The organism is Roseicyclus amphidinii (assembly GCF_030163755.1).
Lineage (GTDB): Bacteria > Pseudomonadota > Alphaproteobacteria > Rhodobacterales > Rhodobacteraceae > Roseicyclus > Roseicyclus amphidinii.
Genome location: NZ_JASJOE010000001.1, coordinates 141,861 through 159,153, shown reverse-complemented (window position 1 = coordinate 159,153; position 17,293 = coordinate 141,861). Strand labels below are relative to the sequence as shown.

Annotated in this window: 18 protein-coding genes; 7 read left to right on the top strand and 11 right to left on the bottom strand. The window is 66.4% G+C overall.

The genetic code is table 11. The annotated features are described in order from the left end of the window. Window positions 1–5: 5 nt before the first annotated feature. The 4 genes from QQK83_RS00795 to QQK83_RS00780 all read left to right on the top strand — a co-directional run bounded on the left by QQK83_RS00795 (window position 6) and on the right by QQK83_RS00780 (window position 2,643). Window positions 6–503, top strand: coding sequence for an LptA/OstA family protein (locus QQK83_RS00795; RefSeq protein ID WP_284260690.1), 498 nt, complete (start codon window positions 6–8; stop codon window positions 501–503). Further along, a complete protein-coding gene (lptB, locus tag QQK83_RS00790) occupies window positions 503–1,267 on the top strand; it encodes an LPS export ABC transporter ATP-binding protein (RefSeq protein WP_284260688.1) in 765 nt (254 codons plus the stop codon). Before QQK83_RS00795 ends, lptB begins: the two co-directional genes overlap by 1 nt. A 260-nt stretch (window positions 1,268–1,527) precedes the next feature. Further along, the gene (hpf, locus tag QQK83_RS00785; protein ID WP_284260686.1) at window positions 1,528–2,103 is read left to right on the top strand and encodes a ribosome hibernation-promoting factor, HPF/YfiA family; all 576 of its coding nucleotides are present in this window, start codon (window positions 1,528–1,530) and stop codon (window positions 2,101–2,103) included. A gap of 75 nt (window positions 2,104–2,178) precedes the next feature. Next, window positions 2,179–2,643 (top strand): PTS sugar transporter subunit IIA, encoded by a 465-nt coding sequence (locus tag QQK83_RS00780; RefSeq protein WP_284260684.1) that lies wholly within the window; start codon window positions 2,179–2,181, stop codon window positions 2,641–2,643. A gap of 15 nt (window positions 2,644–2,658) precedes the next feature. Here QQK83_RS00780 and QQK83_RS00775 read toward each other — a convergent pair whose 3' ends face one another. From QQK83_RS00775 to cysQ, 8 genes are all read right to left on the bottom strand, one after another. After that, window positions 2,659–4,065: a nodulation protein NodH gene (locus tag QQK83_RS00775; RefSeq protein ID WP_284260682.1), complete on the bottom strand. Its 1,407-nt coding sequence runs from the start codon at window positions 4,063–4,065 to the stop codon at window positions 2,659–2,661. 33 nt (window positions 4,066–4,098) lie between these two features. Next, window positions 4,099–5,799, bottom strand: coding sequence for a DUF5927 domain-containing protein (locus tag QQK83_RS00770; protein ID WP_284260680.1), 1,701 nt, complete (start codon window positions 5,797–5,799; stop codon window positions 4,099–4,101). Continuing rightward, window positions 5,796–6,806: a glycosyltransferase family 2 protein gene (locus tag QQK83_RS00765; protein WP_284260678.1), complete on the bottom strand. Its 1,011-nt coding sequence runs from the start codon at window positions 6,804–6,806 to the stop codon at window positions 5,796–5,798. Before QQK83_RS00765 ends, QQK83_RS00770 begins: the two co-directional genes overlap by 4 nt. Next, a complete protein-coding gene (locus tag QQK83_RS00760; protein ID WP_284260675.1) occupies window positions 6,807–8,072 on the bottom strand; it encodes a glycosyltransferase in 1,266 nt (421 codons plus the stop codon). 17 nt (window positions 8,073–8,089) lie between these two features. Beyond that, on the bottom strand, window positions 8,090–8,986 hold the full coding sequence (gene galU, locus QQK83_RS00755) for a UTP--glucose-1-phosphate uridylyltransferase GalU (RefSeq protein ID WP_284260673.1): 897 nt from the start codon (window positions 8,984–8,986) through the stop codon (window positions 8,090–8,092). A gap of 100 nt (window positions 8,987–9,086) precedes the next feature. Further along, the gene (locus QQK83_RS00750) at window positions 9,087–10,304 is read right to left on the bottom strand and encodes a glycosyltransferase family 2 protein (protein ID WP_284260670.1); all 1,218 of its coding nucleotides are present in this window, start codon (window positions 10,302–10,304) and stop codon (window positions 9,087–9,089) included. Further along, complete coding sequence (locus tag QQK83_RS00745; protein ID WP_284260667.1) at window positions 10,304–11,104, bottom strand: 3-deoxy-manno-octulosonate cytidylyltransferase; 801 nt, start codon at window positions 11,102–11,104, stop codon at window positions 10,304–10,306. The genes QQK83_RS00750 and QQK83_RS00745 overlap by 1 nt, the downstream gene beginning before the upstream one ends. After that, window positions 11,101–11,883 (bottom strand): 3'(2'),5'-bisphosphate nucleotidase CysQ, encoded by a 783-nt coding sequence (gene cysQ / locus QQK83_RS00740; RefSeq protein ID WP_417750323.1) that lies wholly within the window; start codon window positions 11,881–11,883, stop codon window positions 11,101–11,103. The genes QQK83_RS00745 and cysQ overlap by 4 nt, the downstream gene beginning before the upstream one ends. 128 nt (window positions 11,884–12,011) lie before the next feature. Here cysQ and QQK83_RS00735 point away from each other — a divergent pair, with 128 nt between their 5' ends. Continuing rightward, window positions 12,012–12,833: an ABC transporter permease gene (locus QQK83_RS00735; RefSeq protein WP_284260661.1), complete on the top strand. Its 822-nt coding sequence runs from the start codon at window positions 12,012–12,014 to the stop codon at window positions 12,831–12,833. Here the strand turns inward: QQK83_RS00735 and QQK83_RS00730 are convergent. Further along, window positions 12,788–13,435 carry an alpha-ketoglutarate-dependent dioxygenase AlkB family protein gene (locus QQK83_RS00730; protein ID WP_284260658.1) on the bottom strand — a complete coding sequence of 216 codons (648 nt, stop codon included), beginning with the start codon at window positions 13,433–13,435 and terminating at the stop codon, window positions 12,788–12,790. The genes QQK83_RS00735 and QQK83_RS00730 overlap by 46 nt on opposite strands. Before the next feature lie 182 nt (window positions 13,436–13,617). Between QQK83_RS00730 and dnaK the strand changes: the two genes are divergently transcribed. Both dnaK and dnaJ read left to right on the top strand, forming a co-directional pair. Beyond that, window positions 13,618–15,531 (top strand): molecular chaperone DnaK, encoded by a 1,914-nt coding sequence (gene dnaK, locus QQK83_RS00725; RefSeq protein ID WP_284260656.1) that lies wholly within the window; start codon window positions 13,618–13,620, stop codon window positions 15,529–15,531. Between the two features lie 74 nt (window positions 15,532–15,605). Beyond that, a complete protein-coding gene (gene dnaJ, locus QQK83_RS00720; protein WP_284260653.1) occupies window positions 15,606–16,766 on the top strand; it encodes a molecular chaperone DnaJ in 1,161 nt (386 codons plus the stop codon). Between the two features lie 3 nt (window positions 16,767–16,769). On the opposite strand, the gene QQK83_RS00715 is transcribed toward dnaJ, so the two are convergent. Both QQK83_RS00715 and QQK83_RS00710 read right to left on the bottom strand, forming a co-directional pair. Next, a complete protein-coding gene (locus QQK83_RS00715; RefSeq protein ID WP_284260652.1) occupies window positions 16,770–17,063 on the bottom strand; it encodes a CcdB family protein in 294 nt (97 codons plus the stop codon). Further along, on the bottom strand, window positions 17,063–17,281 hold the full coding sequence (locus tag QQK83_RS00710) for a type II toxin-antitoxin system CcdA family antitoxin (protein WP_284260650.1): 219 nt from the start codon (window positions 17,279–17,281) through the stop codon (window positions 17,063–17,065). Before QQK83_RS00710 ends, QQK83_RS00715 begins: the two co-directional genes overlap by 1 nt. Window positions 17,282–17,293 lie beyond the last annotated feature (12 nt).

Here is a 17,293-nt window from a genome sequence, read left to right as displayed (position 1 = left end):
TCACCATGTTTCGCCACCTGCTTCCTTCGGCCATCCTGGCCATCGCCCTTGCCACGGCCCACCCGGCATTCGCCCAGGTGGGGATCGGCTTTGGCGGCGTGGCGCATGATGCCGACCAGCCGGTCGAGGTGACCGCCGACAGCCTGTCCATCGACCAGGGCAACGGCCGCGCCGTCTTCGAGGGCAATGTCCTGATCGTGCAGGGCGATCTGCGCATGGCCGCAGGCCGGGTCGAGGTGGTCTATGCCGACACCGGCAGCGGCAACACCGTGCAGGAGGTTCTGGCCTCGGGCGGGGTTCTGGTCGCGCGCGGCGAAGACGCCGCCGAGGGCGCGCAGGCGCGCTACGACATCGGCGCCGCGCTGCTGACGATGTCGGGCGACGTGCTGGTGACGCAGGGGCCCACCGCCATCGCGGGCGACAGCATGACGGTCAACATGACCACCGGGAACGGCACCATCGACGGTCGCGTGCGCACGGTGATCGACCCCGAGGCGAACTGATGGAGGGCGGCAAACCCGCGCTCACCGTGACCGCGGGCGGTCAGGGTCTCGTCGTTCACAGGCTGCGCAAGAGCTACCGCCGCCGCCCGGTGATCCGCGATGTCTCGCTCACCCTCGCCCGCGGCGAGGTTGTGGCGCTGCTCGGCCCCAACGGCTCGGGCAAGACCACGTCCTTCTATTGCATCGCCGGGCTGATCACGCCCGACGGCGGCACCGTCACCATCGACGGACAGGACGTGACGCTCTTTCCGATGTATCGCCGCGCGCGGGCGGGCATCGGCTACTTGCCGCAGGAAATGTCGATCTTCCGCGGCCTTTCGGTCGAGGACAACATCATGGCCATCCTCGAGGTGGTCGAGAAGAACCGCAAGACCCGGCAGGACCGGCTCGAGGAACTCCTGTCCGAGTTCTCCATCGGCCACCTGCGCCGCGCGCCCGCCCTGTCGCTCTCGGGCGGCGAACGCCGCCGCGCCGAGATCGCGCGCTGCCTTGCCTCGAACCCCCGCTACGTGCTGCTGGACGAACCCTTCGCGGGCGTCGACCCCATCGCCGTGGGCGAGATCCGGCACCTTGTGCAGGACCTCAAGACGCGGGGCATCGGCGTTCTGATCACCGATCACAACGTGCGCGAAACCCTCGAGATCGTGGACCGCGCCTATATCCTGCACGACGGCACCATCATCAAGTCGGGCACCCCCGACGAGGTCGTCGACGACGAGACGGTGCGCCGCGTCTACCTTGGCCAGAGCTTCCGCATCACCTGACGCGCCGCCGCTCCGCTTTGCGGAAATCAGACCTGCGCGCCGCTCCGCTTTGCGTTGACAGCGCCCCCGCGCCGTCGCCTAATGGGTGTGATGTTCGCGTTCGCTTCATCCCAGATCCCCGCGTCCGCCCGCCGGACGAAGGCCCGCGAAAACGGCCCGGGATCAGCCATACCAAAACGCAGCCGAACAGCCTCTTGCAGGCGGCAGGCCACCCATTCCGGGCCGGCCACGATCCCCTGCATCTGAAGTCCGGAGGACCCATGCGCTATCAAATCAGCGGAAAACAGATCGACATCGGAGAAGCCCTGCAAACCCATGTGCAGGACAGCCTGGGTGCCGTGGTCGAGAAATTCTCGATGCGCCCGACCGATGCGACCGTGATCTTCTCGAAATCCGGCGCAGAATACGTCTGCGAAGCGACGATCCACCTCTCCACCGGCCTCACCGCCTCGGCCAAAGGCCACGCGCACGAGATCTATGCCGCCTTCGAAGGCAGCGCGGAAAAGATGGAAAAGCAGCTGCGCCGCTACAAGCGCCGCCTGAAAGACCATCACCGCGATAGGCAGGACCCCGTTGAAACCTTCGGAGCGGCCATGTATGTCCTCGCTCCATCCGGTCACGAGGCCGAGGAACAGGAACCCGAGGATCTGCAGCCGATCATCGTGGCCGAGATGGAGACCAAGATCCCCTCGCTTTCGGTCGGCGAAGCCGTGATGCAGATGGAGATCGCGGGCGCGCCGGTCCTTGTGTTCCGAAACGAAAAGCACAACGGGGTGAACGTGGTCTACCGGCGCGATGACGGAAACGTCGGCTGGATCGACCCCCCCGGCAAATGAGACACCGGCGCGGCGGTGGCCCCTCGGCCCCGCCGCGCGCAACCGATCCGGCTTCTGGGTCACGAAGGGGATGGGATGAACCTGTCGTCGTTGCTGAAACCGCGCGCCGTGAAGGTGCTGAGTGATGTGACCAGCAAGAAACGCCTGATGCAAAGCATCGCGGATCTTGCGCATGACCTGATCGGGCTGCCCGAAGGGCAGATCTTCGATGCGCTGCAAGAACGCGAAAGCCTGGGGCCCACCGGCGTGGGCCATGGCGTCGCCCTGCCCCATGCGCGGCTCTCGGACCTGACCGAGGTGCATGGCGCCTTCCTGCGGCTCGAGAAACCCATCGAGTTCGACGCCGCCGACCGGCAGCCGGTCGACCTTGTCTTCGCGCTGTTTGCGCCCGCCGATACCGGCGTCGATCACCTCAAGGCGCTGGCGCTCGTCTCGCGCACGCTGCGCGACCCGTCGCTCTGCGCCAAGCTGCGCGCGAATGCCGACGCGGCGACGCTCCACACCCTCCTGACCGAGCACGAAGCAAGCAAGGCCGCCTGACCGCGGCCCGGCACCCTACATCTTGTTCCAGCGCGGAAAGCCGAGCGTCTGGTAATCGCGCCGGTAGGCGTCGATCGCCGCCTTCTCGATCTTGCCGTCATGGACCTTGGCCAGCGGCACCGCGCCCGGCACCCCCTCGGCCCGCGGCTCGGGCGCATCCGCCACGCCCACCGCGCGCGCCAGCGCGGGCAGCGCGGTGGTCATCTCTTCCTCGCGCAGCAGGTGATGGGGCTGCGCCACCTGCGCCATGCCCTGCAGCGTCGCCGCTTGCGAGGCCCATGCCGCATCGATCCGCAGGCTGGTCTGCCCGGCAAGGTTCATCTTCAGAAACTCGAGGAACCCGGCGAATGCCGCCTTCTGCGACTCGGCGCTCCAGTCGTCGCCTGGGGCACCGGCCGGGATCGGCAGTTTGTAGCGTTGCCGCAGGATCTTGCGCGCCTCGGCATAGGCAGGCCGGTCATCGGGCAGGATGAACCGGTTGAAGGTCACATAGGCCCGCTTCACCGGGTGCCGCAGCACCGTGAAACTGCGATAGGCGGGGTGGGCCCTGATCCACTGTTTCAGGTCCTTCTGCGTCATCTTGCGCAAAAGCCCCTCGCGCCCGACGCCGCCGATCCCCGCCATCCAGTCGATCACCGCCTGTTCCGGCGCGCCCTTGATCGGCATGAACAACAGCCCGACCTCGGGATGCGCCACGAAACCGGGAACCGAGGCCCCGCGCACCGGCTCGACATCCGCGCTGGCGGTCAGGCCGAACCGGTCGACGTCGCGCAGCGCCGCGATCATCTCGTCGTAATTCTCGACCTTTTCCGACAGCGCGCCGGGGTTCTGCCGTTTCAGCGTGTTCGATGCCGCCTCGATCCGCCCCTCGGACCCGAGAAAGGCCGCCAGCCCGTTCAGCACGTCCGGGTCGTTGATATCCTCGTAACGGATCAGGAAGGCCCCCTGCCCGCCCAGCTGCAACCCCCGGCGCAGCCGGTCCTGAAAGGCGGCCAGCCGGTCGGTCAGCTCGGCGAATTCCTCGGCGTCGAAGCGGATCTGCGCGGTCTTCAGGTTCTTGCCATCGGTCAAGCGCCACTGCCCCGTGGCGGTGGCGATCTTGCGGCTGACATAGCTGTCCAGCGGATTGCGCGTCAGGATGATCTTGGCGATCCGCGGATCGGCCAGCACCCGCTCGACCACGCGGTCGTCGTGGTCATGGAACAAACGAAACCCCGGCAGCCCCTCGGTGCCGTCGATGATCCGCTCCAACAGGCCCAGCGGATCGCCCTCGCGGCGGTCCATGTCATAGCCCATCAGCTCGAACCGGTTGTGATGCCCGAGGAAGGTGGGGTTGTAGACCTCGCCGTAACAGGTCACGTCCGGCAGGGCGTTCAGGTTGTCCTCCAGGTAATTCGACCCGGTCCGCATTTCGGCGAACATGACAAAGGCATCAAATCGGCGGTTGGCCATGGATCAGGTCACCAGGTAGGGGCGGTTGCGATCGGCGGGTGGCCGGTGAACCGGACCCTCCATCGGGAAATCGCCCACCGTCATCGGGTTCATGCCCTGGTTCTTCAGCGACTGCAGGAAGCCCGCGAAGCCCGACAGGTCGGCCATGCGCGGCGCTTCGGTCAGGCGCATGGCATTGGCCCCCTCCATCGCGTCGAGGATGCCCTGCAGATGCTCCATCGGTTCCTCGATGAAATCCGCCAGCGTCCAGATGCGGATGTCGGCACGGCTGCGCACATGGCGCAGCGTGTTGACGAAATCGACCTCGTGGCGCTGCATCCGCGCGGCATCCTGCCGGATGTCCGAGAAATTCCGGTTCGACTGGTAGAGCCGCACCGCCCAGGCCCCCGTGATGACCGAGATCTGCGCATTCGCATCCGCCGCCATGAAGGCGCCCGGCCGCTGGTTGTCGCGCGGGCCGAACATGAACACCTGCCGCTCGCCCCGCGTGTTCCAGATCAGGTTCGTCAGGAACCCCTCGGGGTTGTAGTCGCGCAAGGCGGCATGGGCCGACAGGCACCCGGCATAGATCGGCGCATCCCCGGCAAAGCGGGCGCGCGCCGGATCGAAGATGTTGCCATGCACCACCGTGCCCAGCCGCCGCGCGAGCCAGGTCTCGAAATCCTCGAACAGGTCGTTGAACCCCTGGAACACCGAATAGGGCGCGGCGGTCTTGCCGTTCTCCCAATCGGGGTTGGGATAGCGGCTGTGCATGTAAAGCCCCGGCCGCCCCCGCGTCCGCCGCTCCAGCGCGCGCGAGAACACGCGGTCGATCTTGCCCGGCGCAGGTTCGGCCATGCGGCTGACCGTGGCGTCATCGGTCAGGAAGGTGGAATAGAGCCGGTTCGCCTTGGGCCAGATCTTGCGCGCGACGAAACAGTCGGACCGCCGCAACAGATGCAGGTGATCGTCGTAGAACACATGCGGCTTGCCCTGGAAATCGAACTTGGACAGCGTCAGCGACCGGCTTTCGATGGACCGAGAGTAGTTGCGCACCAGCGTCTGGTAATAGCTTTCGTCGGGAATCCACACGAGGCTGAAGAACCGCTCAAGCTCGCGCCGCCGCGGGTCTTGCAGGATCGCCGTCAGCGTCTGCCGCGTCAGGCACCACCATTGGCTGCCCAGGTGCGGCACCACCCCCTCGGGCAGCTTGCGCTTGAACCCCACCTTGCGCTGCAACTCGACATAGCGGTCGAACAGGAACCTGTGCCGCTTCCACGAGAACGGGAACCGCAGGTTGAACCGCTCGTCGTTCAACCCGCCCATGGTCCAGTCGACGTCCCGGATCGTGACGCTTTCGATGAAATCCGTCATCGGCCGCGCCGCAAGATAGGCCCGCAGCTCGTCCACCGGCCTCAGCGGCAGGCACGACCCCGACGCGAGATAGACATGCCGCACGCCCGGAAACTCGGCCAGCAGCTGCTCCGCCGCCCCCTGCGAGGCCTGCACCAGCGACCAGGTTCCCCATTCGCAGCGCACACGCCGCGAGAACCTGACGTTCTCGAGGTCCGACAGCTCCTTGCGGAACGCCTCGAACCGCTGGCGCTTCACCTGCCGGTCGACATGGATCACCACCGGGCAATCCCGCTCGGCCCAATGGCGGGCCACCTGCGCCGCGCGGTGCAGCGCGGTGTGGCAGAGCATCACGAAGCCCAGCGTGCTCATGCCCAGTTCCCCTTGGACATGAGGCCCAGGATCTCGAGCTGGCGCCAGTTGATGTATCGCTCCGACCACTTGGTCCAGAAATCCGGGTTCTCGTTCAGCCCTGCGTGATAGGCCCGATACTCGGCCGAGGCCGCGTAATGCTCGCGCCGCTCCAACTCCTCCGCGGCCTTCCGGGTGAAGGTATCGAGGAACTTCGCGTGCAGCAGCACGCCCGAGGTCTTCTCGCCCCCCCATTCGTCATAGACAAGGTTCAGCCCCCGCGGCAGCAGCATGTGGGTCGAGCTGGCATAGGCATAGCCCTTGTCCCACTTCACCAGCGGCACCTTGTTCAGCGCGGGCGCCTTGGCGGGCTGATCGGCGAAGAACGCCCGCGCGCGCGGCCCGCCCTGGATCCACAGGTTGCCGTATTGCCAGTTGCGCTTGATCGCGTAGTTGCCGGGGTCGAACCAGCAGGCGATCTCGAACGGGTCCTGCCCCTCGGAATAGGGCTGCGCGGTGATCGGCCCCTTGGGATACATGTCGAGGATCATCGCCCCGAAGCTCTTGATCGACGACGCATCGAGCCAATCGGTCAGCGCCGGGATCGGGCGGGTATCGCTGAACGGGTAGACCAGAAATTCGTCCGGATCGACGACAAGGCACCAATGCTGATGGCCGTAAAGCCGCAAAAGCCGGTTGATCCAGTCCATCCCGAACCGCGACCGCTTGTAGCTGGCGGGTGTCGTCCAGACCGAGCAATCGGGCTGCTCGGCAAGAAATTCGCGCGTGCCGTCGGTGCTGTCGTTGTCGACGAACAGGAAATGCGAAACACCCCTGTCACGATAGTAATTCAGGAAAAACTTCAGCCTGACCTTCTCGTTCCGCAGGGTGCAGAAACACAGCACATCCTGCGGCCCGATGGCCTCGGTGCGGTTGGCGACGACGCGCAGCGACCTGCTCTTTCGCCAGGCGCGAACGAGGTATTTCTTGCGCTCAAGGCGCAATGCATACCGTTTCACCGCCTTCATTCACAAACCATCCACTCGAACCACTCGCACCTGACCAAGCGCCGCGCCGACCGTTTCGAAATGACCGGACCAATCCGGCAGGGTCGGGCGACTGGGCAACGGCAGGGCCACCTTGCCCGATATGTGTTGCTCAATCGTTGTCACCCAACAATATGGATCTGCAACGTCAAGGTAAACTGCGCTATTGCCCAGCGTCTCGCGGAACACCGGCAGCTCGCTGCAGATCGGCAACGCCCCCGCGCGCAGCGCCTCGAGCGGGGGGTAGCCGTAGCCTTCGGCCAGCGACGGGAACACAAGCGCCCGCGCCTCGGCCAGGTGGCGGCGCAGCTCGGCCTCGGGCAACGGTCCATGCAGGTGGATCGACCGCCCCAGCAAGGGATGCGACCGCAGGCGCGCCATCAGCCCCTCGACCCGCCAGCCCACCGGCCCGATGATGTGCAGATCGGGCATCCGCTCGGGCGGCAGCCGCTCGGCCAGCCGCTCCCAGACCTCCAGCATCATCGCGTGGTTCTTGCGCGGCTCGATGGTGCCGAGCATCACGAAACGATCGTCGCGCCGCACCACGTCCGGCCGCGGCGCGGGGTCCGGCTCAAGCCCCAGAAGCGCCACGACACAGGGCGGTCGGGCCTGTCTGTCGTGCCAATGCGCGGCAAGCTCGGCCTCGGTCGCCGCCGAGTTGCAGATCACCAGGTCGGCATGGCGCGCGATGCGCGCGATCCGGCCGGCAAAGCGCGCGGGCATGCCATGCTCGACCAGCTCGGGATGCGTGAGCGGGATCAGGTCATGGACCAGCACCGCGACACGCACCCCCGCCGCGGTGGCCAGCGGGGCCAGCGTCGCCTCCGACAGGTTGGCGTGCCCGGTGTTGAGATAGAGGAACCCCCCGCCGCCATGGCGCCGGATCATCCGCGCAAGGCCGCCGCGCAAACACCGGTCACGCGCCACGCCACGCAGCGCGCGTTCGACCCTGTGCCGCGGGTCAGAGCCTTTCCCATACGCCTGCGACAGCAGGTCACCGCGCGGCGGCAACCCGGCCTCGCCCCGCACGAGCCGCGCCAGAAGCGCCCCGCCCTCCGGCCCGAGCAACAGGTATCCGCGCGTCGAGCGCAGAAGGAACCGGGCCGCGGGCCCGCCCTGCTCGAGAAGATGATCCAGATAGGCCGCCTCGACCCGGTCGATGCCCGTCTGCACGCCGCGCCCCGCCCGGCTGACCAGCCGCGTCACGTCGAGCCAGATCGGCCCCGCCTGACCCAAGCCGCCGGGCAACCCCGAGCGACCTTTCGCTACTGCGCCGCCGCGCTGCGCGACGCCATCAGGTCGCTGAGATACTCGGTGAACTCGTCCCGCAGATCCTCGCGCGCCATCGCAAAGGCGACGGTGGCCTGCAGGAACCCGGCCTTGGACCCGCAATCGAACCGTTGCCCGCGGAAGCGGTAGCCATAGACATTGCCCGCGCCCTCGATCTCCTGCGCGATGGCGTCGGTCAGCTGCACCTCGCCGCCCGCGCCCGACTTGATCCGCGTCAGGTTGTCCATGATCTGCGGCGTCAGGATATAGCGCCCGATCACCGCCAGGTTCGACGGCGCGCTGCCCTTCTCGGGCTTCTCCACCATGCCCTTGACCGACACGACGGACCCCATGTCTTCCTTGATGTCCAGCACGCCATAGGCGCTGGTCTTGTCGGCGGGCACCTCCATCGCGGCGACCATGTTGCCGCCGATCTCGGCATGGGCCTCGACCATCTGCTGAAGACAGGGGGTTTCAGCGGCGATCACGTCATCGGGCAGGATCACGGCAAACGGCTCGTCCGCCAGAAGCCGCCGCGCGCACCAGACCGCATGGCCAAGGCCCAGCGCCCGATGCTGCCGGATATAGGCAATCGCGCCCGAATCCATGTTGGTGGTCTTCAGGATCTCCAGCAGATCGGTCTTGCCCTTCTTGCGCAGCGCCGATTCCAGCTCGGGGGCGTGGTCGAAGTAATCCTCCAGCGCGGATTTCCCGCGCGAGGTGACAAAGATGAATTCCCGGATGCCGGCCGCGCGCGCTTCGTCGATGGCGTATTGGATCAGCGGCCGGTCGACGAGCGTCATGATCTCCTTCGGCACCGATTTCGTCGCCGGAAGGAACCGCGTCCCCAGCCCCGCAACCGGAAAGATCGCCTTCGTCACGCGTTTCTTCATCACTGCTGCTCCGTCCGATGCGCCGATATTCAACGTCGCATCTGTCCCACTCTTTACCATTGCCGACTGTCTTACTCATTTCGGGCTTGGGAATAAACGGTTATTCGAGCCGATCCGGGCAGGAAATACGGGCCAACCGGCCCCATTCCCGCGCCCTGCGCGCCGCGGGCGTCCAGGCTTGCAGACGCGGCGCGCTGCGCTCGGCCGGGCCGAACACCCCGCCGCGCTGTTCCCACCACCCGGTTTCGGTGAAACACAACCGGTGCTTGCGCGGTGTCGGCTCGAGCAAAAGCAGCGCCACGGGCTCACCGGCCGCGACATGTCTGGCGGCCTCCGAGCGGCTCGAACCCGCACGATAGACCCATCCGTCAAGGCACCGCATCGCGCCGGGCAGCGCATCGCGCATCGGGCGGAAGGGCCGCCCCGGCGCACCGATCCCCCCCACCTCCGAGGGCCGCCCCCGCCCCGCGGCGATCCCTGCCGCAAGGCTCTCCATCAGCCGCCGGATATCCTCCGGTCCCAGCTTTCGCTTGCGCGCCAGCCGCAACAGACGCGCGCGCTGCGCCGCTTCCAGCTCGGCCAGCCCCGCCTCAAGCGCCTCGGGCGCATGCTTGCGCAGGAACAGCGCCGAGGAGGCACCGATATCGAACAGGTCCAGCGGAACCCGGTCTTCGCGCCGCCGCGCGCTGGCGGCAAAGCCGTGATGCACCACGGCATCCGGCAGATAGCGCAGCCCCAGACCCGCGCGCGACAGCCGCAAGGCGAGGTCCGTCTCGTCGAGATAGAAGGCAAAACCGGTGTCGAACCCGCCGGTTCGGGTCAGAACATCGCGCTTCAGCGCCATGTTCGTGCCATGCAGCTTCAGCGCCTCGCCCGGCGCTGGCGCTTCGCCCTCGCCCAGCCAGCGGTCGCGCCCCTGCGCATCGACCGCCATCCGGCCCCATTGCAACGAAAACCCGTTGCGCCCGATCACCGGCCCGGTCACCGCGGCCGCCCCAAACGTCTCGAACCCGCCCAACAGAGCCTCAGCCCAGCCCGGTTCCGGCACCGCGTCATCGTCGATGAACGCCACAATTTCGCCCACCGCCGCCGCGATACCGGCGTTCCGCGCGGCCGAGATATTGGCCTCCTCCTGCGCCATCAGAACCAGCCGCTCGGCCATCGGCACGCCCTGCGCCACGGCCAGACCGTCGGCATCGGCGACGACGATCACCTCGAACCTCACCGAGCGCATCTGCCCCAGCGCCGTCAGACACCGCGCCAGCGCGCGGGGCCGCCCCCAACTGACCACCACGACACTCAGCCGCGGCGCGCTCATCAGGGCTGGCCCATCTCGGCCAGCATCCCCTCGATCCGCGGGATATCCTCGGGGTTGTTCAGCTCCCAGAACTTCGCCCCGCGCGCCTCGACCTCGACGCAACGCACCGAATGCCCGGCCTCGAGAAAGCGCAGCTGTTCCAGCCCTTCGAGCGTCTCCAGCGGCCCGACCGGCCAGGCGGGATAGGTCCGCAGCGCATCGGGGCGGTAGGCGTAGACGCCCACATGGTGAAACACCGGCGTCGGCGCCTCGGGCGCGTAGCTTTCGGCGGCGAAGGGGATCACCTCCTTCGAGAAATAGAGCCCCCGCATCGCGCGATCGACGACCGCCGTGGTCCCGCCCACGCGCCCGGCGGCCCGGTCGGCCTTCAAAGCGGCCAGCGTCTCGCCATCGCAGCGCAGGATCGGCGTGGCCACCGCGGCCCCCGGATCGGCGCGCAGCCCGGCGATCAGCGCCTCGAGGAACCAGGGCGGCGTCAGCGGCGCGTCGCCCTGCAGGTTCACCACCATCTCGACACCCTCGCCCAGCTGCGCCAGCGCCTCGGCGCAGCGCTCGGTGCCGTTGCGCGCCTCGGACGAGGTCATCAGCACCTGCGCACCAAAGCCGCGGGCGGCCTCGGCGATGCGGTCGTCATCGGTGGCGACATGCACCGCGTCGAACCCATCCACCGCCATGGCCGCGCGCCAACTCCGCTCGATCAGGCTCCGGGCGACCCCGGTCGCACCGCGCAGCAGGGCGAGCGGCTTGCCCGGATAGCGGGTCGAGGCATAGCGCGCGGGGATGACACAATGCACGCTCATGCCGGTTTCAACTCCACGCCCGGCGCATGGGCGATGAAAAAGCCGTTGGCGAAGCCCGGCTTGCCATAGGCAAAGGGCGCGTGATCCTCGAAGCGGATCACATGGCCCCCCGCGCCCCGCAGCACCGCGTCGCCTGCCGCCGTGTCCCACTCCATCGTGCGGCCGAGCCGCGGGTAAAGATCGGCCTCGCCCGTGGCCACAAGGCAGAACTTGAGCGACGATCCCGCGCTTTTCATGTCCGCCACGGCATATTTGCCGATGTAGTCATCCGTCGCCGCGTCGCGGTGCGATTTCGACGCCACGACGAACAGCGCGCCATTGTCGGGCGTTCTGACCCGAATGGGCGTTACAGAGCCTGTTTTTTCAGGGTCGAACGGCCCCGCCTCCTCCACGCTGCGCCCCTCGGCATCGGTGTAGAACAGCCGCCCCTTGGCGGGCGCATAGACCACGCCGCGAACCGGCACGCCGTCCTCGACCCACGCGATGTTGACGGTGAAATCGCCACGGCGCTGGACGAATTCCTTGGTCCCGTCCAGCGGATCGACGATCAGGAAACTGGTCACCTGCTGGTCATGGCTGCCCGATTGCTCCTCGGTCACCAGCGCCCGGTCGGGAAAGGCCGCGCGCAGCTGCGCCGAGATCAGCGCGTCGGCGGCCTCGTCGGCCTCGGTCACGGGGCTGTCGTCGGATTTCGCCTTCACCTCGAAATCATCGGCCTCGTAGATCTCCATGATGCGGTCGCCCGCCTCGATCGCGGCCTTGCGAAAAACCCGCATCATTTCTGCGTAATCCAAAAGCGCCTCCATTTGGCCTTGATTGTGTGCCAGGACTTCCCGCGTTATCGTCGCCACGGCACGTCCGGGCAAGGGCCGAGAGCGTCTGGGTAAGAGTAAGGGGCACAGCCTTCATGTTCGAGGCACGGCGCACGCAATCGACCTTCAGCCTTGCGCTGAACACGCTGCAACTCGCCTATATCTCGGCGGCGCGACAGGTGCGCCAGACCCACCGCAACGCGGTCTGGGCGATCCTGCTCAAGGTGATGCAGTCACTGCTCTTCATCGCGGCGTTTTACGTCATGTTCACCGTGCTGGGTCAGCGGTCGGTCTCGGTGCGCGGCGATTTCATGCTGTATCTTCTAACCGGCATCTTCGCCTATCTCACCCACATCCAGGCCGTGCGCCAGATGATGAACGCCGAAAGCTCCACCTCGGCGATGATGCAGCACGCGCCGATGAACACGCTCGTCTCGATCCTGTCGACCGCGCTCAGCTCGCTCTATGCCCAGACCATGAGCCTTTTCGTGCTGCTGCTGGTCCTGCACACCATGTTCAACCCGGTGGTGATCCACGATTGGCCCAGCGCCTTCATGATGTTCCTGCTCGCCTGGGCCTCGGGCTGCGCGATCGGCCTGGTGCTGATGGCGGCAAAGCCCTGGGCCCCCGAAGTCGTGAACATCATCCAGCTGGTCTACATCCGCGCCAACATGATCGCCTCGGGCAAGATGTTCGTGGCCAACATGCTGCCCACCTCGGTCATCGCCTTCTTCGACTGGAACCCGATCTTTCACGTCATCGACCAGGGGCGGGGGTTCGTCTTCGTCAATTACTTCCCGCATCACAGCAACTGGCAATATCCGCTCTATTTCACCCTCGTGACGCTGATCATCGGCTTCATGGCCGAGGCCTATACCCGCAAGCATGCCTCTTCCAGCTGGGCGGCCGGGCGCTGATCCACCACCCGCAGCGTCAGGTTGATCCGCCCGCCCCGCGGCAACAGCGTGGACGAGCCAAAGCGCAGCCGGTCGATGCCGTGATGCGCCAGCCGTGCCGCGCCGCCCATCACCGCGACATCGCCCGAGCGCAGCCAGATCGACCGCGTCGGCCCGCCGCGTTCGACCCCGCCCACGCGGAACAGCGCCTCGTCCCCCAACGAGATCGAGACGACCGGCATGTCTAGATCCGCCTCGTCCCGGTCCTGGTGCAGGCCCATCTTCGCCCCCTCGCCATACCAGTTCACAAGGCAGCATTGCGGGTCGCGGTCGACGCCGCTGACCGCCCGCCACACCGCCAGCACCGAAGCCGGGATCGGCGGCCAGTCCACACCCGAAGGGTGCCGCGGCTCGTAACGGTAGCCCTTGCGGTCGCTGACCCAGCCATAGCGCCCCGCCGCCGTCATCCTCACCGACATCTTCTGCCCGCGCGGCGTTTCCGGCGTGAAGAACGGCGCCGCCGCCGCGACGGCGCGGATATCTTCGACCATCGCCGCCTGCGCGCCCGCGTCCAGCCAGCCGGGCCAGACCGTCACACCGCCGACATCCACGCTCTCCGCCATGCGATTTTCCCCCGTTTTCCACGCAGCGGCCCCGCTTGCAGGCCCCTGACCCCCCTCCTATATACCCTCCGAACCGGTCGGGCGTGCTTCCCGGCCAAATCAAACAGGATCACGAAGGCGGCATTGGGGGCCGAAGCGGACCCGACACCGCCCGTTCGCTTGAAAGAAGGGACCAGACCGACATGGCCAAAGTCATTGGTATCGACCTCGGCACCACCAACTCCTGCGTTGCCATCATGGACGGCAGCCAGCCCCGCGTCATCGAGAACTCCGAAGGCGCACGCACCACGCCCTCCATCGTGGGCTACACCGAGGATGAGCGTCTCGTGGGCCAATCCGCGAAGCGCCAGGCGGTGACCAACCCCGAGAACACGATCTTCGCCGTCAAGCGCCTGATCGGCCGCCGTCTGGGCGACGCCGAGGTGGAGAAGGACAAGAAACTTGTCCCCTACAAGATCGTGGACGGCGGCAACGGCGACGCCTGGGTCGAGGTGCGCGGCGAGAAATATTCGCCAAGCCAGGTTTCGGCACAGATCCTCACCAAGATGAAGGAAACCGCCGAAAGCTACCTCGGCGAGGACGTGACGCAGGCCGTCATCACCGTGCCCGCCTATTTCAACGACGCCCAGCGCCAGGCGACCAAGGACGCCGGCAAGATCGCCGGCCTCGAGGTGCTGCGCATCATCAACGAACCGACGGCCGCGGCGCTCGCCTACGGTCTCGACAAGAAGGACACCAAGACGATCGCGGTCTATGACCTCGGCGGCGGCACCTTCGACATCACGATCCTTGAAATCGACGACGGCCTCTTCGAGGTGAAATCGACGAACGGCGACACGTTCCTCGGCGGCGAAGATTTCGACATGCGGATCGTCAACTACCTCGCCGACGAGTTCAAGAAAGAGCACGGCGTCGACCTGACGACCGACAAGATGGCGCTGCAGCGCCTCAAGGAAGCGGCCGAAAAGGCCAAGATCGAGCTGTCCAGCTCGTCCCAGACCGAAATCAACCAGCCCTTCATCTCGATGGGCGCGAACGGTCAGCCGCTCCACATGGTCATGAAGCTGACCCGCGCCAAGCTGGAAAGCCTCGTGGGCGACCTGATCAAGGCTTCGATGAAGCCCTGCGCCGCCGCCCTCAAGGATGCAGGCCTGTCCAAGGGCGACATCGACGAGGTTGTCCTCGTCGGCGGCATGACCCGCATGCCCAAGGTTGTCGAGGAAGTGACCAACTTCTTCGGCAAGGAGCCGCACAAGGGCGTGAACCCCGACGAAGTGGTCGCCCTCGGCGCCGCGATCCAGGCCGGCGTGCTTCAGGGTGACGTCAAGGACGTTGTCCTGCTCGACGTCACGCCGCTCTCGCTCGGCATCGAGACGCTGGGTGGTGTCTTCACCCGCCTGATCGACCGCAACACGACGATCCCGACGAAAAAGGCGCAGATCTTCTCGACCGCGGAAGACAACCAGAACGCGGTGACCATCCGCGTTTTCCAGGGTGAGCGCGAGATGGCCGCCGACAACAAGATGCTCGGCCAGTTCAACCTCGAGAACATCCCGCCCGCCCCGCGTGGCGTGCCGCAGATCGAGGTGACCTTCGACATCGACGCCAACGGCATCGTCTCGGTCGGCGCCAAGGACAAGGGCACCGGCAAGGAGCAGAAGATCACGATCCAGGCCTCGGGCGGTCTGTCCGACGAGGATATCGAGCGCATGGTGAAGGAGGCCGAGGAAAACGCCGACGCCGACAAGAAGCGCCGCGAGCTGGTCGAGACCACGAACCAGGCCGAAAGCCTGATCCACGCCACCGAGAAATCCATCGAGGAACACGGCGAAAAGGTCGATCCCTCCACCGTCGAGGCGATCGAGCTTGCCATCAAGAACCTCAAGGAACAGCTCGAGACCGGGGATGCCGGCAAGATCAAGGGCGGCATCCAGAACGTGACCGAGGCGTCGATGCGCCTGGGCGAGGCGATCTACAAGGCCAGCCAGGACGACGGCGACAGCGATGACGCCGACCCGGACGCCGCGCGCCCCGTGGATGACGACATCGTCGACGCCGATTTCGAAGACCTCGACGACGACCGCAAGCGCGGCTGATCGCGTGACGTGACCCTCATGAGACCGGCCGGGGTTCACCCCTGGCCGGTCCCTGCGTTCAAGGAAAGGGCGACATGGCAAAGCGCGACTACTACGAGGTGCTCGGAGTTTCGAAAGGCGCCTCTGCCGACGAGATCAAGAAGGGCTATCGCACCAAGGCGAAAGAGCTTCACCCCGACCGCAACGCCGACAACCCCGACGCCGAAAACCAGTTCAAGGAAGTGAACGAGGCTTACGACGTCCTGAAAGACCCCGACAAGAAGGCGGCCTATGACCGCTTCGGTCACGCGGCTTTCGACGGCGGCATGGCAGGCGGTGCGCGCGCCGGTGGCTATGGCGGGCGTCCCGGACAGGGCGATTTCGCCTCGGCCTTCTCCGACGTGTTCGAAGATCTCTTCGGCGATTTCATGGGCGGCCAGCGCGGCGGCGGCGGACGCAGCCGGGCCAGCCGCGGCTCAGACCTGCGCTACAACCTGAAAATCAGCCTCGAAGAGGCGCATTCGGGTCTGTCCAAGCAGATCACCGTTCCCACCTCGGTCGCCTGCGGCTCCTGCAACGGCTCGGGCTCCGAGGGCGGCGCCGAACCGACCACCTGCCCCACCTGCTCGGGCATGGGCAAGGTCCGCGCGCAACAGGGCTTCTTCACGGTCGAACGCACCTGCCCGACCTGTTCGGGCATGGGCCAGATCGTCAAGAACCCCTGCCGCACCTGCGGCGGCGCCGGTCGCCAGCAAAAGGACCGCGCGCTGTCGGTCAACATTCCCGCCGGCGTCGAGACCGGCACCCGCATCCGCCTGTCCGGTGAGGGCGAGGCCGGCCTGCGCGGTGGCCCCTCGGGCGATCTCTACATCTTCATCGAGGTCGCCGATCATCCGCTGTTCCAGCGTGACGGCATCGACCTGTTCTGCCGCGTTCCTGTCTCCATGACCAAGGCCGCCCTCGGCGGCGAGGTCGAGGTGCCCACGATCGACGGCGGCCGCTCCCGCGTGAAGGTGCCCGAAGGCTCGCAATCGGGCCGCCAGATGCGCCTGCGCGGCAAGGGCATGCCCCAGCTTCGCGGCCCCGGCGTCGGCGACATGTATATCGAGCTGGCCGTCGAAACCCCGGTCAAGCTGACCGCGGAGCAGAAAGAGCTTCTCAGGAAGTTCGAAGAGATCGGCAACCAGACCAACAACCCCAACGCCAGCGGGTTCTTCGACAAGGTCAAGAATTTCTGGGACGGGATGACGGGCTGACGCTCAGACGCCGGTGAACAAGAAATCCACGGCGCGGCGAATCGTGTAGTCGTGCTCCGAGAAATCACCCACGGGCCTGGCCAGGGTGGTATCGGGCACGGCCGCCATAAGGCTGGTATCCATAAGGTATTCTGTTCCGTCGAACAAAAAGATCGGTTCGAGGTTTGGAAGGGGCGGCCCGCTTTCCGCGCGAGCAATCAAGGGCGCAACCAGCCGCGTGGGCGTAGTTACCAGATCGGACTGCAAATCGAGGACAAGACGCCCGTTCGGCAAACGATAGACCTTGTTCTGCGCCATCAGTCGATCTTGAGAACCTGGTATTCTGCCAGCGGCAGCCCGTTTTTCTCGATCCACTTGCGCTTCGATTCAAGCGCCTCGGCATTCTCTTCCTGCCACGCCTTCTGCTGCGCCTTGCGCAGGGCCTCCTCGGCGATGGCCGAGACGTTCATCCCCCGCGCGCGCGCACCGGCCAGAACCTTGGCGTCGACGCTGATGTTGGTCCGCTGCTTGCCCATGGTGTGCGCCCT